This window comes from Halomonas sp. AOP27-A1-41, assembly GCF_052378605.1.
Taxonomy (GTDB): domain Bacteria; phylum Pseudomonadota; class Gammaproteobacteria; order Pseudomonadales; family Halomonadaceae; genus Vreelandella; species Vreelandella citrativorans.
Map to the genome: position 1 here is coordinate 21,260 of NZ_JBQSXT010000008.1, position 16,538 is coordinate 37,797.

The window sequence follows — 16,538 nt, forward strand, 5'->3', positions numbered from 1 at the left end:
TCTAAAGGCCACCCGTTAATAGCGGGTGGCCTTTACGTATGGGTGTCAGGCGGGGTGTTGCTCTACAGTGAGTTCTGGCTGACTGATGGCCAAACCTACCGTGGTAATGCGCCCATCAAGTACGCCTTGAACGGAGAGGGTCACGTTTTCCAACGTTATTGAGTCACCTATGCGCGGTTCGTCCGTCAATCGCTCACGCAGAAGCGCGTCTAATGTGCAGTGCATATCACGGTCTAGCGTAATGCCATAGGAGTTAAATACTTCGTCAACGTTGGTGTTGCCTTTCAGATGCAATATTTGATTGGGGAGTTGGTAGTTGTCGACCGTGGCTCCCTCCGCAAAAATACAGTCAACAAACGGCAGAACCTGTGAACGCAGCACGACAAACAAGTGATCGCCTGGCTGTAATTGAGTGGATCCTCGCGGTGGGATAACGTCTTTGCCACGGGTGATCATGGCCACCACTGTGCCGTCAGGCAGTGCGAGTTGCGATAAACGACGGTTGGCTGCACGAGTAAAATCGCCTAGCCGATACTCCACAATGTCGGCGTCAACATCCTCCAATGAAGTAATCTCCAGGCTGGCGGCAGGCACAACAGGCGGTGGTTCGGTAAGTTTCAGTTTACGCGCCAAGTAAGGCAGCGTAGTGCCTTGAATAGTGGCAGAAATTAATACCACGAAGAACACCACGTTGAAGATAAGTTCAGCGCCTTCCAGGCCGAAAATCAGTGGGAAAATAGCCAAAATAATGGGCACTGATCCACGCAGGCCTACCCAGGCAACCAGCCCGGTTTCGCGGTTCGTAAAACCGAACATTTTTAGAATGGGAGTGACGGCGAGTGGGCGAGCCACCAAGGTTAATATAGCCGCAATCATCAGGCCTTCCAGCCATACATCCAGTAGGGAAACAGGATTAATCAGCAGCCCAAGCACCACGAACATGACGATCTGACTCATCCACGCTAATCCGTCATGAAACAAAAACGTGCTGCGCTGAAAGGCAATCGGGCGATTGCCGATCATGACGCCTGCAATAAAAATCGCCAGGAAGCCACTGCCTCCAAGGTTCGCAGCAACGCCAAAGGCGAAGAGCCCACATGCCGCAACCAGAACGGGATAAAGGCCCGATGTGACCAGATGAATACGGTTAATAAGTTGAACGGCTGCCCAGCCGACCAGCAAGCCGACGGCGCCACCTACCCCGATTTGCAGGATAAAGAGTTTTAACAGGCCCACTCCAAGGGGCATATCGTTAACCAGTACTTCAAGTAATCCAATGGTTAAGAAAATCGCCATCGGGTCGTTGGATGCGCTTTCAATTTCAAGCGTAGACTTGAGTCGTTGATTAATATGGATGCCAGCATTACGCAGTAATGAGAAAACCGCAGCGGCGTCGGTGGAGCCGACGATGGCGCCGAGTAATAAACCATCCAACAGGGGGAGCTTTAGAATATAAGCAGCAGCAACCCCGGTAATCATTGAGGTGATCAAAACGCCGAGCGTGGCCAATAGCGAGGCTGGCTTCCACACCAGGCGGATTGAGGCGAGGGGCGTTTGTAAGCCGCCATCGAACAGAATCATTGCCAGTGCCAACGTGCCCAGCGCGTGTGCCAAACCAGGATTATTAAAGTCGATACCGCCAATGCCTGCTTCCCCCGCAAGCATACCGGTTCCTAAAAACAGTACGAGTACCGGCATACCCAAGCGAGCAGACAGCTTGCTTGAAATAATGCCGACCAGTAGCAGGATGGCTGCTAGTAAAATAAGTTGGTCCACCAGAAACATACGCACGATTCCTGAAATAACTTGATATGGCCAGACCTTTTAATAATAAATGCCTGGTGTCATGTCCGTGGCAAAGAGGCGTTACGCGCCTCTGTTAACCGTCGTTATTTGTTAAGCGTAGGGTGGTGCTCTGCAGGGAGGAAGGCCGCCTGGTAAGCCTGGGGTCGATGAGCCAAGGGTATTCAATACGCAGTGATAAACGGCAGGCGCAATACCAGGCCATCTTTCATGGGCGGGCAGAGCCACCCCGGTATCATTTTGAATTACTACCGGGTTTTGGCGTCGCTTGTCATGGTCCAGGCTAAGGCGATTAAGTGGGTTAGCCAGCACGATCAGCGGCTTGGCGTGGTCTTCCAGGGTTGAGTGATGAACTGGCTCAGCAGCCCGCGGCATCGCCTCGTGAGGAGCGGCGCACCACAGCAATAGCGCCAAGCTCCAGAGGCCCACTTGGCCGAGCCGGAGAGACGTCATAGCGGTGGGCATGTATTGCTGAGGCAAAGAGACATCTCCTGGGTGCGCCGTATTATCATCCCTTATTGGGAGGGGAGGTCAAGCGGTTAAACATGCGTTTGCACTGTCTTTGGCGTCTTGTATCGCTAATCGGGATTGTCACTAACCGTTAGTTGACGTTTACGTTAACTTGCTGATATACCCTATTCTTGGCCCTGGGGCAGCTATAGAGACTGCCTCTGTTACAAACACAATCATAATCAGGAGCAAGCGTAATGGCCGTTCGCGAAATTCCCATGATCATTGATGGTCAAGCCGTCCTATCTCAAAGCCAGGAGTGGCGTGATGTGGTTAATCCAGCGACCCAAAAGGTGGTTGCCCGGGTGCCTTTTTGCACGGCAGAAGAAGTAGAGCATGCGATTGCAAGCGCCCATCATGCGTTTAGAGAGTGGCGCAAGGTACCGCTTGGAAAGCGCATGCGTATTATGCTGGCGTTGCAGGCACTGATTCGTGACAACACCGATGAACTAGCCGCCTTAATCACCGAAGAGCATGGCAAAACGTTGCCAGATGCCAAAGGTGAAGTAGGGCGAGGTCTGGAGGTGGTCGAACACGCCTGCTCGATTACCTCGCTCCAGCTAGGAGAGGTGGCCGAGAACGCGGCAAGCGACGTCGATGTTTATACGCTACATCAGCCGCTAGGCGTAGGGGCCGGTATTACGGCCTTTAACTTCCCGATCATGCTGCCCTGTTTCATGTTTCCGCTGGCCATCGCGACAGGCAACACCTTTGTGTTGAAGCCTTCTGAGCAGGATCCCAGCTCGACCATGCGCTTGGTGGAGCTCGCCCATGAAGCCGGTGTGCCAGCTGGGGTGTTGAACGTGGTGCACGGCGGTCCTGAGGTTGCCAACCAGATTGTCGATCACCCAACGATTAAAGCGCTATCGTTTATTGGCTCAACCCACGTCGGCTCATTGCTTTACAAGCGGGCGGCAGATGCGGGTAAGCGTATGCAGGCGATGATGGGGGCGAAGAACCACTGTGTGGTTATGCCCGACGCAAATCGCAGCCAAGCCATCAACAATCTGCTGGGCTCAGCATTTGGCGCCGCAGGCCAGCGCTGTATGGCTAATTCGGTCGTGGTGCTGGTCGGTGAGGCGCGACAATGGATTGATGATATTGTGGATGCTGCAGGCCAGATGAAAGTGGGGCCTGGCACTCAACAGGATGCCGATTTAGGGCCGCTGGTATCGCCTGCCGCCAAGGAGCGGGTGTTAGGTCTTATCGAGACCGGTGAAAAGGAGGGCGCAACGCTATTGCTTGACGGGCGTAACTGCCAGGTACACGGTTATCCGAAGGGCAATTTTGTGGGACCGACGTTATTTACCGATGTGACTGCGGAGATGACCATTTACCGTGAAGAGATATTTGGGCCGGTACTCTGCGTTGTCAACGTGGAAACACTCGACGAAGCGATTGCGTTTATTAATGCTAATCCTAACGGCAACGGCACGTCTATCTTCACGAATTCTGGCTGGGTGGCGCGGCGCTTTGAAACTGATATAGACGTGGGGCAGGTGGGTATCAACGTTCCAATCCCGGTGCCGGTTGCCTATTTCAGCTTCACTGGCTCACGCGCTTCAAAGCTCGGCGATTTAGGGCCAAATGGCAAACAGGCGATCGCTTTCTGGACGCAAACCAAAACGGTAACAGCCCGCTGGTTTGAGCCTGAAAACGTTTCAAGCGGTATCAATAGTACTATTGCATTAAGCTAACGCTTACTTACTAAGCAGTCACTGGCTCTTGCGGGGGGCCAGTGACGTTGTTGTACTCAAGGCTTAAAAATCATTCAGCAGGCTCAAACTTTCTTCCAGTAGCTTTTCAATCGGCTTAAGTTGGCTTTCATGCAATACGAGTAGAGACGGCGCCTCTTTCGTCGGTGACCTCTTGCCCTTCGGCTTTGGCATGGCGATCATATTTGCTAAAGGCATCGCCAAAATGGCAGGGCCTTCAGAGGGTAGCGGAGCGTTTTGCTTCGTGGCCTGGTCGAAGTCTTTTACCGCGCGCTTTACATCATCTGGCGTATTTAAAACGTAGTCAGCATGCTGTAGATCGCTGGGCTCGCAGCAGAACATTGAGCCGCCCTTGCGTATGCTCCTTGACTTCGGTGTATGACATAGTGGTTTCCTGTAAGCGCGTCGCTTATTCTCCTGTGCGACGCTTGTAACACTAATGTTTTATAACACTAATGGCGGTAAGCTACTTTTATTTTGTAATGCTTTGACTCAGTGTACAGCAGCTTTTGTTAGTCTAGACAACGTTGTAGCGAATGAATAGCAGAAGTAAACCGTTTTCCTGTTAGCTATTTAGCGGCTAGGATACGGCGCGAGTAGCTGCTCATTTTGACGGTTAGCTCGCTTTACATCAGGATACGCTCTCAATTCACTGTCGCCAGGGGAGCCACGTTGCGTGGCTGAGAATGCTATGACGCAGACCCTGGAACCTGAACCGGTTAGTACCGGCGGAGGAAGTGCGACATGCCATACCTAACGTCAGCCGTGCTAGGCGCGGCGCTCTGTTGCTTTGCATTTTTAGGCCTTAAAGCCCGTGGGCGTAAAGGCTCATTGGATGACTTTGTAACCGCTCGTAATTCACAAACCAGCACCACGCTAGGGCTCTCTTTTGTTGCATCTGGTATGGGCGCCTGGATTTTGTTTGCGCCGCCAGAAATTGGCGCTTTTATTGGCCCATTGGCCTTGGCAGGCTATGCCCTTGGCTCCTCACTGCCTTTTATCGTCCTTGGCTTTTATGGTCCGTCTATACGCCGGGCTCTCCCTGAGGGGCGGAGCATCGCTGAGTTTGCTGAGGCGTGCTATGGGCGCGGAGTGCGCCACTGGGTAACGCTGGTTTCCGTGGTGTATATGGCCTGTTTTTTAGCCGCTGAATTAACCGCTATTGGAGCGATCACCTCGCTGCTTTCTGATGTTCCGTCGAGCTGGGTGATTATTGGAGTAACGCTCACTACGTTGCTTTACACGGTAAGCGGAGGGCTACGCGCAAGCCTGGCCACTGACCGTTGGCAGGCATGGCTGCTGCTTGCACTGTTAGTGGTGGTTTCCAGCGTCACCCTTTGGCACTTGCCTGCCATGCCGAGCAGTGCGGCATGGCCCTCTATCGCCACTTCTGATGCGCTTAGTGTGGCACTAACGCTTGTCATCGCGGTTACCGCAGCGAACTTGTTTCACCAGGGCTACTGGCAGCGGGTATGGGCGGCACGTGATGACCACAGTTTGGCCCGCGGGGCTTGGGTAGGAGGGGGCGCCACGGTCATGATCGTTATGGTGATTGGCGGTTTGGGTATGCTTGCTGCCATGAACGGTGTTCCGCTGGGCGAACCGCCCATGCCTTTTTTTGCACTGCTCAATAACGCGCCACCCTGGCTAGCTATAACGGCACTAGTGCTTGCCGTTACATTGGTGGCGTCCAGCGTAGATACGCTACAAAGCGGTATTGCCTCACTGATCGTGTCGCGCAGTGAACAGCCAAGCGTTTCTATCGCGCTCACACGCTGGATGACCGTTTTGCTTATGGTGCCTGTCGTGGTTGTCGCACTTCAGGGTGTGTCTGTTTTACGTCTTTTTTTAATCGCTGATTTAGTCTGCGCTGCAACCGTGGTGCCCGTGCTGCTGGGCTTGTGGCGGCGCATGACGCCTCTTGCGGCTATCGGTGGCGGCATGGCGGGTCTATTGGGTGCGACCTTGCCTGGGTGGATGAGTCACGCCAGCATAAGCGAAGGGATAATGGCGGCAAGCTTTCCGAACAGTGTACCCACACTAGCGCCGTTTCTAGGTGCGTTGTTAGCTTCCACGGTGGTAAGCGTGTTGTTAGCGTATTTAAGACCCCCCTGGAACCAAGGACAGTTATGATTCGCAGTATTTTGACTACTCCTGATGGAGAAACCCATGAAGGGAACGAAGAGCTTTTTGTCACATGGCAGAATACCCCCGGCAGTCATATATGGATCGATATGCAGGGGGAATCAGCAGAATCTGCTGAGCGGCTACTGGGTAAATTTGAGTGTCACCCCATGGCTATTCAGGATGCCCATAAAGAGCGCTTACCACCCAAAATAGAAGAGTTTGATAACCACGCACTGATTATTTACCGCGGTATTTCATCTTTTGACGCCCAGCTAAACTTTGTTCCTCAGCAGGTCTGCTTTTTTATTGGTGAGTGCTTTCTAGTGACGCTACATCCAGGCGTTGCCATGAGCATTGAGCGGCTCTTTAAGGAGCACGGTAAGACGTTATTAGCGAAATCACCGGAGCAGGTGGCGCTCAAGGTGATGTATATCTCTGCTGGGTATTACATTGATAGCCTGCTTGAATTTGAAGCGGAATTAAGCGATTTAGAAGATGAGCTACATGAAAATGGCAACGATGTATTAATGCGCAAAATTACCATGTACCGCTCCCGGCTGGTTAAGATGCGGCGCGTGTTTAATTATCATAAAGGGATTACCCAAGAGTTAACTGTCTACGACTATGAGCACGTCCCGCGTGAGGAAAGTGAAACGCTGCATGCCATTAACGATGTTGCCGAACGTTTTGAGCGGCTTTACACGCTTACTCAGATGTATTACGACATTTGCGGTGATTTAGTAGACGGTTACATATCAATCTCGTCGCATCAACTGAACATTACAATGCGCGTTCTAACGGTCATTACGGCGATTTTTGTTCCGTTAACGTTTGTTGCGGGTATCTACGGGATGAACTTTGACTACATGCCGGAGCTGCACTATCGCTATGGCTACTTCTTCATTTTAGGCATGATGGCAGGAATCGGTGGCGTGCTGATTTGGGTGTTCAGGCGAAAGGGCTGGTTCTAATTCAGCAGGCTTTTAAGGGGTAGCAAGAGTTTGCTATGGTCGGCTAGTCTTATTCCTTTGTATCAAGGAGCCTGACAATGCCTGAATCTACCGCCGTTTCTTCTACGATGGCTGCCATGCTCTTGGTCGGGCATGGTGGCGTCGAACAACTGCATTATCGTGAAGACGTCAAAACGCCGTTGCCCGGCCCAGGTGATGTTCTGGTCCAAGTGACGGCGACCGCGAAAAACAATACTGACCGTAAAGCGCGTGAAGGCCTGTATCCCACCAAGGAGAAAGGCGACGTGACGTCCTTTGCCATGGGTGGCACGCCCACCTTAACGTTTCCGCGTATTCAGGGGGCAGATGTAGCCGGGCGTATCGTAGCGGTAGGCGAAGGCGTGGATGCTAAGCGGGTTGGCCAGCGTGGCCTGCTTGATTTCAATATTTATGCGGATGAGCGCCGGGATATCAATCTCACTCCCGACTACTACGGCCATGGGGCCGATGGCGGCTACGCTGAGTATATTGCGGTACCCGCAGACCAGTTCCACTCCATTGATAATCCCGAACTCAGCGATGCTGAGCTAGCCGCGATGGGCATGTGCTCCTATCAAACGGCGTACCATATGATGACCTCGGCACACATCAAGGCTGGCGAGCGCGTGTTGGTAAGCGGTGCCAGTGGCGGCGTAGGCACCGCGCTCATTCAGCTATGCCGTATTATCGGTGCCGTTCCTTATGCGGTCAGCCAGCCTGATAAAGCCGCTGCGCTGCAAGCGTTAGGCGCCGAAGCCGTCATTGACCGTGGCGACCTGCCGACCTTTGTTAACCGCGTCTTAGAAGCCACTGGCGGAAAGCCAATTGATGCGGTGATGGACTTGGTCGGCGGCGAGATGACCGATCTGTTTATCGACACCATGATTGTTGATATGCAGCACCGCCAATCCTATCCGCGCCTTTCCATAGCAGGGGCCAGCGGCGGTAATCTCAGTGAGATCATGTGGACGCGTATTTACCTTTACCAGGTGCAGATATTTGGCGTTTCTCACGGTACTCGTGAAGAAGCCGAGCAGCTAATCGCCTGGATTCGTAGTGGTGAACTCAAGCCTGTTCTCCATGCGGCGTTCAAGCTTTCTGAACTGCATGACGCCGAGCGCTATTTTGTTAATCGGGGCAGCAATTATCTCGGCAAAATTGTCATTGTTCCGGATGCGCAGTGGGATACCCACGGCGCACCTTTTGCACTAACAAACGCTCAGGAGCAACGCCTTTGAAAAAGATCCATACGCTTCAATTAATGGATACTCATGCGGGTGGCGATGTCAGCCGAATCGTAACGGGCGGGATTGATGCTCTGCCGGGCGCCACGGTGCGGGAGCAAATGGAGTACCTGCGCGATGATGCCGATGGCTTGCGTCGCTTGCTGCTGGAAGAGCCCTACGGTATTCCGGAGATGTCGGTGGACTTACTGGTGCCAGCGACGCACCCTGAGGCCGCCGCAGGTTATATCATTATGGAAGTGATGGGCTACCCGATCTATTCAGGCTCTAATACCTTGTGTACGGCAACCGCGGTGCTTGAGTGTGGGATTGTACCTAAGCAGGAAGGCATTCAGCATTTTTCGTTGGAGGCCCCGGCAGGCCTGGTACATATCGAGGCGCGTGTGCATAACGGCGTGGTCGAGTCGGTTACCTGTGAAGGCTTACCCAGCTACATTGATACCTACCGCGATACCATCCAGGTGCCTGGTATCGGCACCGTGACGTACTCTGTCGCCTATAGCGGCGGCTTTTACGCGCTAGTGGATGCTGCCGAGCTTGGTTTTAAGCTTATTCGTGAGGAAGAGCGGGCGCTTTCGGCCTGTGCGCATAAAATTGTTGAGGCCTTGCAAGCCCAGCGTGGCTTTTCCCACTACACGCTGGGTGATGTAGGTCCGCTGCCTTTCCTGCATTTTATGGGCCCCGAAGAGCAAGTGGGTGAAGGGTATGTACGCTCTCGTTCAACAACCTACGTTCATCCAGGTGTGATTTGTCGCAGTACTACCGGCACCGGCACCTCCGCCAGGCTCGCGTTAATGAACTACGAAGGTCGACTCAACATAGGGGGTAAACTGGAAACGGTCTCGCTACGTGAAACCGGGTTTATTGGCACGTTTACAGGGACTCATCAGGAAGGCGCCTATCAGGTGGTTGAAAATACGATTACCGGGCGCAGCTATGTGCTGGCTCAGTCGGATATCGTGATCAACTGTGATGACCCTCTGGTTTCTTGCGGTGAGCTGCACCATATTTTGAGCGACCGCCACTCTGTTAACCACTAATCTGTTAATCAATACCCTGTTAATCACTGCTCTGTTACGTCGGGTGGCTAATCTCGGTTAACGCGATAGCGATATAGCCTTGCGCTTCCAGGCGCTCCCAGACCGGGGCTTTTTCGGCCTCGGTCATTTGGCCCCAATAGGCAATTTCATCCAGCGTACGGCCACAGCCTTGGCACGTATTTGTCGTGTCTAGCTGGCAGTGCTGGATGCAAGGAGAGAGCGGTCGGGAAACGGTGGTCATGCGCAATTTACTTGACTCAATAGCGCTTACGCAGAGGAAACTTTACCACGTAGCGATTTTATTTTTCCTTTGCGGGTCTTGTGGTCAACGCGACGTCGCTGGGAGCCTTTGGTGGGTTTTGTCGGGCGGCGTGCCTTTTGCTGCCGAGTCGCGCTGATAATCAATTCTTTCAGGCGAGCAAGGGCATCTTCTTTATTAAGCTCCAGCGTGCGATAACTTTGCGCCTTGATAATCACCACACCCTCTTTACTGATGCGTTGATCATTGAGTGCTATCAAACGTTCTTTATAAAACGGCGGTAGGGTAGAGCGTGAAATATCAAAGCGCAGATGTACCGCTGACGCTACTTTGTTGACGTTCTGACCGCCTGCACCCTGAGCGCGAATTTGGCTAATATCAATTTCCCAGTCGGCCAAGGCAACATGGTTGGAAATAGTGAGCATCAAGTCCTCTGTGTCACAGGTGAGTAATAAGGCTAGCACACTTGACACAGAGGTGGTCGCAGCGACGGGATTTAAGAGGCGAGATTAGTGACCGGCTCATCGTTGCTAAACGCGATGATATTCGCAAACGCGTCACCAAAGTAGAGCTCGTAGCTATCTTTTTCGACATAACCCAAGTGAGGCGTCGCCACGCAGTTGGGCAGGGTAATCAGAGGATCGTCGCAGGTCGGCTCGCTATCGAAAACATCAACCGCCGCGCGTCCAGGCCTGCCTGCTTCGAGGGCGCTGACTAATGCACCTGATGCAATTAACGGTGCGCGACTGGTGTTTACCAGAAGCGCTGTGGGTTTCATGCAGGCCAAATGGTCAGCGGTCACAATACCCCGCGTTTCATCGTTTAGGCGCAGATGCAGGCTAAGCACATCGGCACGTTTAAAGAGATCCTGCTGGCTCCCGGCAACCGTTAACCCGGCGTCCATGGCTCGAGTTCTGGTGCCTTCGCGCCCCCATACCAGCACGTTCATTTCAAATGCCTGTGCGTAACGGGCCACCAGGCTACCAATTTTGCCCAAGCCAAAAATCCCCATTGTGCGGCCTTTTAGCCCGGTGCCCAGGGTTCGCTGCCAGCGGCCAGCTTTAAGGTTTTCTACTTCTTCAGGCAGGTGGCGCATGCCACAAAGTACCAGCCCCCAGGTTAATTCGGCCGCCGCGTGCGGCGAGCCTTTACCTGTCATAACGGTAACGCCGTGGCGCTGACACGCTTTTAGGTCGACATGGGCCGCACCGCCCCCGGTTTGGCTAATCACTTTTAAATTGGGTAAGCGTTCAAGCAGCGCTGCAGTGATAGGGGTACGTTCACGAATTAACACAAGCGCATCCGCGTGATAAAACCGTGCCACCAACGCCTCAAAATCGGTCAGCGTATCGTGATAAATAGTTACGTTGTGCCCGTTGAGCATTGCATAGGCATCCAAATGGCGTACACAGTCCTGGTAATCATCAGGTATCACGATATTCATTGGCAGGTCCTTGGTCAGTGTAAGATCATCGAAAAAAGCAGCGCCGATAGCGTGCTGTTATAAGGTGATACTACTCTCGCGCTAGGCAATCAAGGATCAACGAATGAGCGACTATTTATTAGAGGATTCCCCGTTAAGTGCTGGCATGATTTACCGTCTACTCTCGGGAAGTATCTGCCCTCGCCCGATTGCATGGGTGGCCACGCAGGATGTCAGCGGGAAAGACAACCTTGCCCCCTTTTCGTTTTTCAATGTGGCAAGTGTAACCCCGCCTGTTTTGGCCTTTTCGCCACTTCTGGATGGCAGTGGGCAGCCTAAAGATACCCTGCGCAATCTAGAGGAGTTGCCGGAGTGCGTAGTGCATGTTGGCAGTGAAGCGCTGATTGAAGCATTGAATACAACCAGTGCCAGCCTGCCCAGAGAGGAAGATGAGTTTACGCTTGCAGGGCTTGAAAAAACTCTAATGCCAGGTGTCAGAGTGCCTAGCATTGCTGCCTCCCCAGTTGCCTTTGGTTGCAAGCTTTATGATCTGATTCGCTTTGGTGACCAGCCTTTGGCAGGTACGCTCGTGCTGGCGCAGATAGTCTCTATTCATATTGACGACACCTTATGGGATGGCCGTCACGTGGATATCGATTTACTCAAGCCGATTGGTCGACTAGCGGGCAGTGACTACGCTCGCGCCACTGATCGCTTTGCTATTGAGCGCCCGGCTTAGGGAGCTGCTTTTGCCTTGGCCTACCAGGTTTGGTCCGAGCCCAGTACCTTATGAGTGTGCATGAGGCCTGCACTGTCGTTGCCACAACACAAGACACCTACACGTTTAGCTTAATGCTGTTGCAGTGTTTTCTTTCAGCGAGCGTGCTCTAAGCACGTTCGCTGTTTTACGCTCAAGGCTTGATTTCTCCAAGTTGTGGCTACACTAACTAATGAATAGCCCGTGAATATACGTAAACCAGAGAGGCAACATGACCACATTAGTAATAGGTGCCAATGGGCAGATTGGTAAACAGTTTTGTGAACTCGCCCAACAGGCTGGGGAGCCGATTAAGGCAATGATCCGGGATGAAAGCCAGGCAGAGTGGTTCAGCGAGCGTCAGATCCCTATCATTGTGGCTGATCTTGAGGGTGAGTTTGAACACGCCTTCGAGGATTGCGATCAGGTGATTTTTACTGCTGGCTCAGGCCCGCATACTGGACCGGATAAAACGCTCATAATTGACCTTTATGGTGCTATCAGAGCCGCTGATATCGCCAGTGAAAAAGGGCTTGATCGCTATATTATGGTGAGTGCTATTCGCGCAGAACATCCGCTTGAAGCACCCGAAAAGATGCGCCCTTACATGGCCGCCAAGTTTGCAGCGGATAGCCATCTACGTTTTGCCAAGGTTCCCCATGTCATCCTTAAACCAGGCCCCTTGACTAACGAGAAGGCAACGCACGGGTTTGCCGGGACAATGGAGGCATCTCCTGAACAATCCATTACCCGGGCAGATGTTGCCCATGCCTTGCTGCACGTTGTGAAAACACCTACGTTGAAAGGCAAGGAGTTCACGCTCTTGAACGGTAAGGAGCGTATTAGTGACTTGGTGCGTTGAGCCTGAGCATCACATAGTAACGATCTAAGCTTCCCCTTACCCTTGGCAAATTATGGCTTGAAGAGCGCCACATGAAGCGTGCCATTATGCATTTACCGGTTTGACCGCGTATTTTCGCTATAAAAAAATCAGTGTAGTAATGGCGTACTACCGCTATCGAAAACGCGCTTGCTAGGCTTGTTGGGCACATGCAACGTGTGCACAACGACAAAACAAGAAGGAGTACGGAGATGACCAGCAAGCGCATTCTGATGATTACCGGTGACTTTACTGAAGATTACGAGACCATGGTGCCTTTCCAGGCATTGATGGCTGTTGGTCATCAGGTTGATGCCGTTTGCCCTGGCAAGGCATCGGGCGACACCGTGGCGACGGCGATTCATGATTTCGAAGGTGATCAAACCTATTCTGAAAAACCTGGCCACCGCTTTGCGCTCAATGCCGATTTTGAGCGTATTGATCCCGCTGATTATGATGCGCTGGTGGTGCCCGGCGGGCGTGCTCCGGAATACCTGCGCTTGAATCAGGATGTGTTGGCGATGGTTCGGCACTTTTTTGAAGCCAACAAGCCTGTTGCTGCGATTTGCCACGGCGCGCAATTACTAGCCGCTGCAAACGTGCTCAAAGGCAGGCAGTGTTCGGCATACCCGGCTTGCCAGCCAGAAGTTGAGTTGGCAGGCGGGCATTTCGCCAGCATTGAGGTAAGTGAGGCGGTAACCGATGGCAATCTGGTGACGGCGCCCGCTTGGCCTGCCCACCCAGCTTGGCTTGCTCAATTTATGGCACTGCTAAACCAGTGAGCGCTGGGCCGTTAGCATCATCATACAAAGCAAAGCTTACGCGCATACCTAACAGACATGCACCTAGCAGACATTAGGCGCGTAGTGTATTTTCCCGCTATGCTAACGGCTTACCTGAATGTTTAGAGATCACACCCATGTGCAAACTCTTTATTCACGCCAATCCTGAATTATGGTCCAGTGCGACGCATTCACTGCGTATTGATGGCATGGTGACGAGCGTGCGAATGGAGCACTACTTCTGGCTCATTTTGGAAGAGATCGCCACGCGTGATGGTATGAATACGGCTCAACTGATTACTCGCCTGTATCATGAATCTATCGATGCCGGACACGACTTGGGCAACTTTACCTCGTTTTTACGCGTGTGTGCGCTACGCTATCAGGCGCTTCAACTAACGGGAGATATTCCCACTCAGCATGAGATACCGATTGCGACGCTGGATGCTGAGGAGATCCTCGTGCGTGAAGGCCGCTCCAGGCGCCGCCAGGTTCACTAATCACTGACCGTCTCAGCGTGATAGTGAGTAGCGATAAAGCCAGTACGTGAGACAGTACGTGAGACAGACATTAACAGGGTTTTTATGACAGATGTTGCGACTGCCGTGCGCCAATTACTCACCACGGCACCCGAAAAAACATTACCGATCACCTATCAGCAAGTGGCTGCGGCGTTGGGTCTGACACCTCCACGTACTATTCAGCGGGTGGCTCAGGCGCTAGAGCAGCTTATGCGCGATGATGCTGCTGCCCATCAGCCGTTTATCGCCGCGCTGGTGGTAAGCCGCCGGGGCGATAATATGCCCGCCGCTGGTTTTTTTGAGCTGGCCGTAGCGCTGGGGCGCTTCCCCGATGACGCCACGCAACATGCCAAGGCGTATCGTCATGAATATCAGCAGGTATTGGCGTCGCGCTCAAACGCGTAACCTTACTTGGACGGCTTTCGTAACGGCTCCAGCAAGTCGCTTAACCCATTATGGTCAATTTCCTGCATTAGTTGCAGCAGTTGGCCAATCTCTCCCGATGGAAAACCTTCCCGCGCAAACCAGTTAAGGTAGGGTCCCGGCAAGTCGGCAATGAGCCAGCCCTGGTGTTTGCCAAACGGCATGGTGCGAGTTACCAGTTTTTCAAGGTCTTCAGGTCTCATGTCTTACTTTCCTTTGTGCGTGTCTATCGCATTGGTTTCCGAAAAGATCTAATTTTGCTAGACTTTAGTCGAAGTCAATACCCCCCTCGATGCCGGGCAATTATAGCTTCGGCAAGTTATTTCTGTATCGTCAGGATATGACATGCATAAACATTTACGTTTTTTACTCTGCACACCGCTTTTAGCGTTTGCAGCGATGCCCGTTGCGGCGGATGAGCCTGTTGATGTTGTATTAATTGGTGGCGGTATCATGAGCGCCACACTAGGTACCTATCTTCAAGAATTAGAACCCGACTGGGATATCCATCTTTACGAGCGCTTGGGCCAGGTCGCTGAAGAGAGTTCCAATGCCTGGAACAACGCAGGCAGCGGCCACTCTGCCTTCATGGAAATGAACTATACGCCGGGTGATGGCGACCACGTTGAAATTGAGCGTGCGGTTAACGTTACCGAGCAGTTTGAAATTTCCCGCCAGTTCTGGGCCCACCAGGTCGATCAGGGCATCCTGAGCGACCCAAAAGCCTTTATTAATTCGGTGCCGCATCATGCGTTGGTGTGGGGGGAAGACGATGTCGCTTTCCTGCGCGAACGCTACGCACGCATGACCGAAAACCCGCTTTATGAAGGCATGGAATACTCGGAAGATCGCCAGGAAATCGCTGAGTGGATGCCGTTAGTGATGGCTGGCCGTGATGAGAACACGCCGGTTGCCGCGACTCGTATGCAGATGGGTACGGAAGTTAACTACGGCGCGCAGACTCGCCAGATGGTCGAAGGCCTGGGCGATAGCGATAACTTCACGCTTTCGCTTAACAGTGAAGTGCGCGGTCTTGAGCGTAACGACGACGATACCTGGCACGTGACGATCAAAAACCTGGAAAGCGGTGATGAAACCACCATCGATTCCCGGTTTGTGTTCATTGGTGCGGGCGGTGCTGCGCTGCCGCTACTTCAGGAATCCGGTATTCCGGAAGCGGACGCTTACGCCGGCTTCCCGGTGGGTGGCCAGTTCCTTTACACCACTAACCCTGAGATTGTCGCCCAGCACCAGATCAAAGTGTATGGCAAAGCCGGTGAAGGTTCTCCGCCGATGTCGGTTCCGCACCTGGACTTCCGCAACCTGGATGGCGAGCCTGCGCTATTTTTTGGCCCATTTGCCACGTTCTCAAGCAAGTTCTTGAAAGAAGGCTCCTGGACCGACCTGTTTGGCTCCATAACATTTAACAATATCTGGCCGACAACCCAGGTGGGGTTGCATAACTTCAATCTGGTGAGCTACCTAGTGGGTCAGGTAATGATGTCCGATGACGACCGCTTTGAAGCGCTGCAGGACTTTTTCCCTGAAGCGAACAGCGATGACTGGAAGCTTTGGACCGCCGGTCAGCGGGTTCAAATCATCAAGAACGACCCTGAACATGGCGGCCTGCTGCAGTTTGGTACCGAAGTGGTAAGTGCTGAAGACGGCTCAATCGCTGCACTTCTGGGGGCTTCACCCGGTGCCTCAACCGCGCCGCCCATTATGCTGCATTTGCTGGAAAACGTGTTTGCTGAGCAAGTGCAAAGCGATGCGTGGCAGGAAAAGCTGACCGAAATCGTACCGTCTTACGGCCAGCGTCTTTCTGAAAATCCGGAGCTGCTGCGTGAAATGCGGGTATACACGGCAGAAGCGCTTAAGCTGAATGAGCCGATGAATGCTGCTGAAACAGATACAGACGTTCAAGCGGAAGTTGAAAACGCGCAGCCTGAATCAGAAGCCTCTGATGCCGGTGATGAGAGCAGCGCTGACGAAAACGCTGATGCACAAAGCGAAGAGCAGGACGCCGAAACAGAAGAAGTTGCTCTGTAAGGTTTTGCCTGCTTAA

The 16,538-nt window shown here is 52.8% G+C and carries 17 protein-coding genes and 1 riboswitch; of the genes, 11 read left to right on the top strand and 6 right to left on the bottom strand.

Annotated elements, in window-relative coordinates; genetic code table 11:
- Window positions 1-45 precede the first annotated feature (45 nt).
- Together ACT3TC_RS07220 and ACT3TC_RS07225 are read right to left on the bottom strand one after the other, a co-directional pair.
- Window positions 46-1,785 (bottom strand): potassium/proton antiporter, encoded by a 1,740-nt coding sequence (locus ACT3TC_RS07220; RefSeq protein ID WP_444639612.1) that lies wholly within the window; start codon window positions 1,783-1,785, stop codon window positions 46-48.
- 111 nt (window positions 1,786-1,896) lie between these two features.
- Window positions 1,897-2,283, bottom strand: a complete 387-nt coding sequence (locus tag ACT3TC_RS07225) for a hypothetical protein (protein WP_444639613.1) — start codon at window positions 2,281-2,283, stop codon at window positions 1,897-1,899.
- 227 nt (window positions 2,284-2,510) lie between these two features.
- Between ACT3TC_RS07225 and ACT3TC_RS07230 the strand changes: the two genes are divergently transcribed.
- From ACT3TC_RS07230 to ACT3TC_RS07250, 5 genes are all read left to right on the top strand, one after another.
- Window positions 2,511-4,010, top strand: coding sequence for a CoA-acylating methylmalonate-semialdehyde dehydrogenase (locus tag ACT3TC_RS07230; RefSeq protein WP_444639614.1), 1,500 nt, complete (start codon window positions 2,511-2,513; stop codon window positions 4,008-4,010).
- 668 nt (window positions 4,011-4,678) lie between these two features.
- Window positions 4,679-4,783: riboswitch (TPP riboswitch) on the top strand.
- Window positions 4,773-6,161: a sodium:solute symporter gene (locus tag ACT3TC_RS07235; RefSeq protein ID WP_444639615.1), complete on the top strand. Its 1,389-nt coding sequence runs from the start codon at window positions 4,773-4,775 to the stop codon at window positions 6,159-6,161. (Overlaps the previous riboswitch by 11 nt.)
- Window positions 6,158-7,126 carry a magnesium/cobalt transporter CorA gene (corA, locus tag ACT3TC_RS07240; RefSeq protein ID WP_444639616.1) on the top strand — a complete coding sequence of 323 codons (969 nt, stop codon included), beginning with the start codon at window positions 6,158-6,160 and terminating at the stop codon, window positions 7,124-7,126. The genes ACT3TC_RS07235 and corA overlap by 4 nt, the downstream gene beginning before the upstream one ends.
- Before the next feature lie 77 nt (window positions 7,127-7,203).
- Window positions 7,204-8,382, top strand: a complete 1,179-nt coding sequence (locus ACT3TC_RS07245) for a zinc-binding dehydrogenase (RefSeq protein ID WP_444639617.1) — start codon at window positions 7,204-7,206, stop codon at window positions 8,380-8,382.
- A gap of 23 nt (window positions 8,383-8,405) precedes the next feature.
- Window positions 8,406-9,428: a proline racemase family protein gene (locus ACT3TC_RS07250; protein WP_444639651.1), complete on the top strand. Its 1,023-nt coding sequence runs from the start codon at window positions 8,406-8,408 to the stop codon at window positions 9,426-9,428.
- Window positions 9,429-9,462: 34 nt separating this feature from the next.
- Here the strand turns inward: ACT3TC_RS07250 and ACT3TC_RS07255 are convergent, their stop codons facing one another.
- From ACT3TC_RS07255 to ACT3TC_RS07265, 3 genes are all read right to left on the bottom strand, one after another.
- On the bottom strand, window positions 9,463-9,669 hold the full coding sequence (locus ACT3TC_RS07255; protein ID WP_444628133.1) for a DUF1289 domain-containing protein: 207 nt from the start codon (window positions 9,667-9,669) through the stop codon (window positions 9,463-9,465).
- Between the two features lie 26 nt (window positions 9,670-9,695).
- On the bottom strand, window positions 9,696-10,112 hold the full coding sequence (arfB, locus tag ACT3TC_RS07260) for an alternative ribosome rescue aminoacyl-tRNA hydrolase ArfB (RefSeq protein ID WP_444628132.1): 417 nt from the start codon (window positions 10,110-10,112) through the stop codon (window positions 9,696-9,698).
- A 71-nt stretch (window positions 10,113-10,183) separates the two neighbouring features.
- Window positions 10,184-11,131, bottom strand: a complete 948-nt coding sequence (locus ACT3TC_RS07265; protein WP_444639618.1) for a D-2-hydroxyacid dehydrogenase family protein — start codon at window positions 11,129-11,131, stop codon at window positions 10,184-10,186.
- 103 nt (window positions 11,132-11,234) lie between these two features.
- On the opposite strand from ACT3TC_RS07265, the gene ACT3TC_RS07270 reads away from it, so the two are divergent.
- From ACT3TC_RS07270 to ACT3TC_RS07290, 5 genes are all read left to right on the top strand, one after another.
- Entirely contained in the window at window positions 11,235-11,849 is a 615-nt protein-coding gene (locus ACT3TC_RS07270) for a flavin reductase family protein (RefSeq protein WP_444639619.1), read from the top strand.
- A 250-nt stretch (window positions 11,850-12,099) separates the two neighbouring features.
- Window positions 12,100-12,729, top strand: coding sequence for an NAD(P)H-binding protein (locus tag ACT3TC_RS07275; RefSeq protein ID WP_444639620.1), 630 nt, complete (start codon window positions 12,100-12,102; stop codon window positions 12,727-12,729).
- Between the two features lie 230 nt (window positions 12,730-12,959).
- Window positions 12,960-13,529, top strand: a complete 570-nt coding sequence (locus ACT3TC_RS07280) for a DJ-1/PfpI family protein (RefSeq protein WP_192527830.1) — start codon at window positions 12,960-12,962, stop codon at window positions 13,527-13,529.
- Between the two features lie 137 nt (window positions 13,530-13,666).
- Complete coding sequence (locus tag ACT3TC_RS07285; protein WP_193056763.1) at window positions 13,667-14,029, top strand: ribbon-helix-helix domain-containing protein; 363 nt, start codon at window positions 13,667-13,669, stop codon at window positions 14,027-14,029.
- Window positions 14,030-14,113: 84 nt separating this feature from the next.
- On the top strand, window positions 14,114-14,455 hold the full coding sequence (locus ACT3TC_RS07290; protein ID WP_172117223.1) for a hypothetical protein: 342 nt from the start codon (window positions 14,114-14,116) through the stop codon (window positions 14,453-14,455).
- Window positions 14,456-14,457: 2 nt separating this feature from the next.
- Here the strand turns inward: ACT3TC_RS07290 and ACT3TC_RS07295 are convergent, their stop codons facing one another.
- Complete coding sequence (locus tag ACT3TC_RS07295; protein ID WP_172117222.1) at window positions 14,458-14,676, bottom strand: DUF3820 family protein; 219 nt, start codon at window positions 14,674-14,676, stop codon at window positions 14,458-14,460.
- A gap of 142 nt (window positions 14,677-14,818) precedes the next feature.
- Between ACT3TC_RS07295 and mqo the strand changes: the two genes are divergently transcribed.
- On the top strand, window positions 14,819-16,522 hold the full coding sequence (gene mqo, locus ACT3TC_RS07300) for a malate dehydrogenase (quinone) (protein WP_444628906.1): 1,704 nt from the start codon (window positions 14,819-14,821) through the stop codon (window positions 16,520-16,522).
- Window positions 16,523-16,538: the final 16 nt, after the last annotated feature.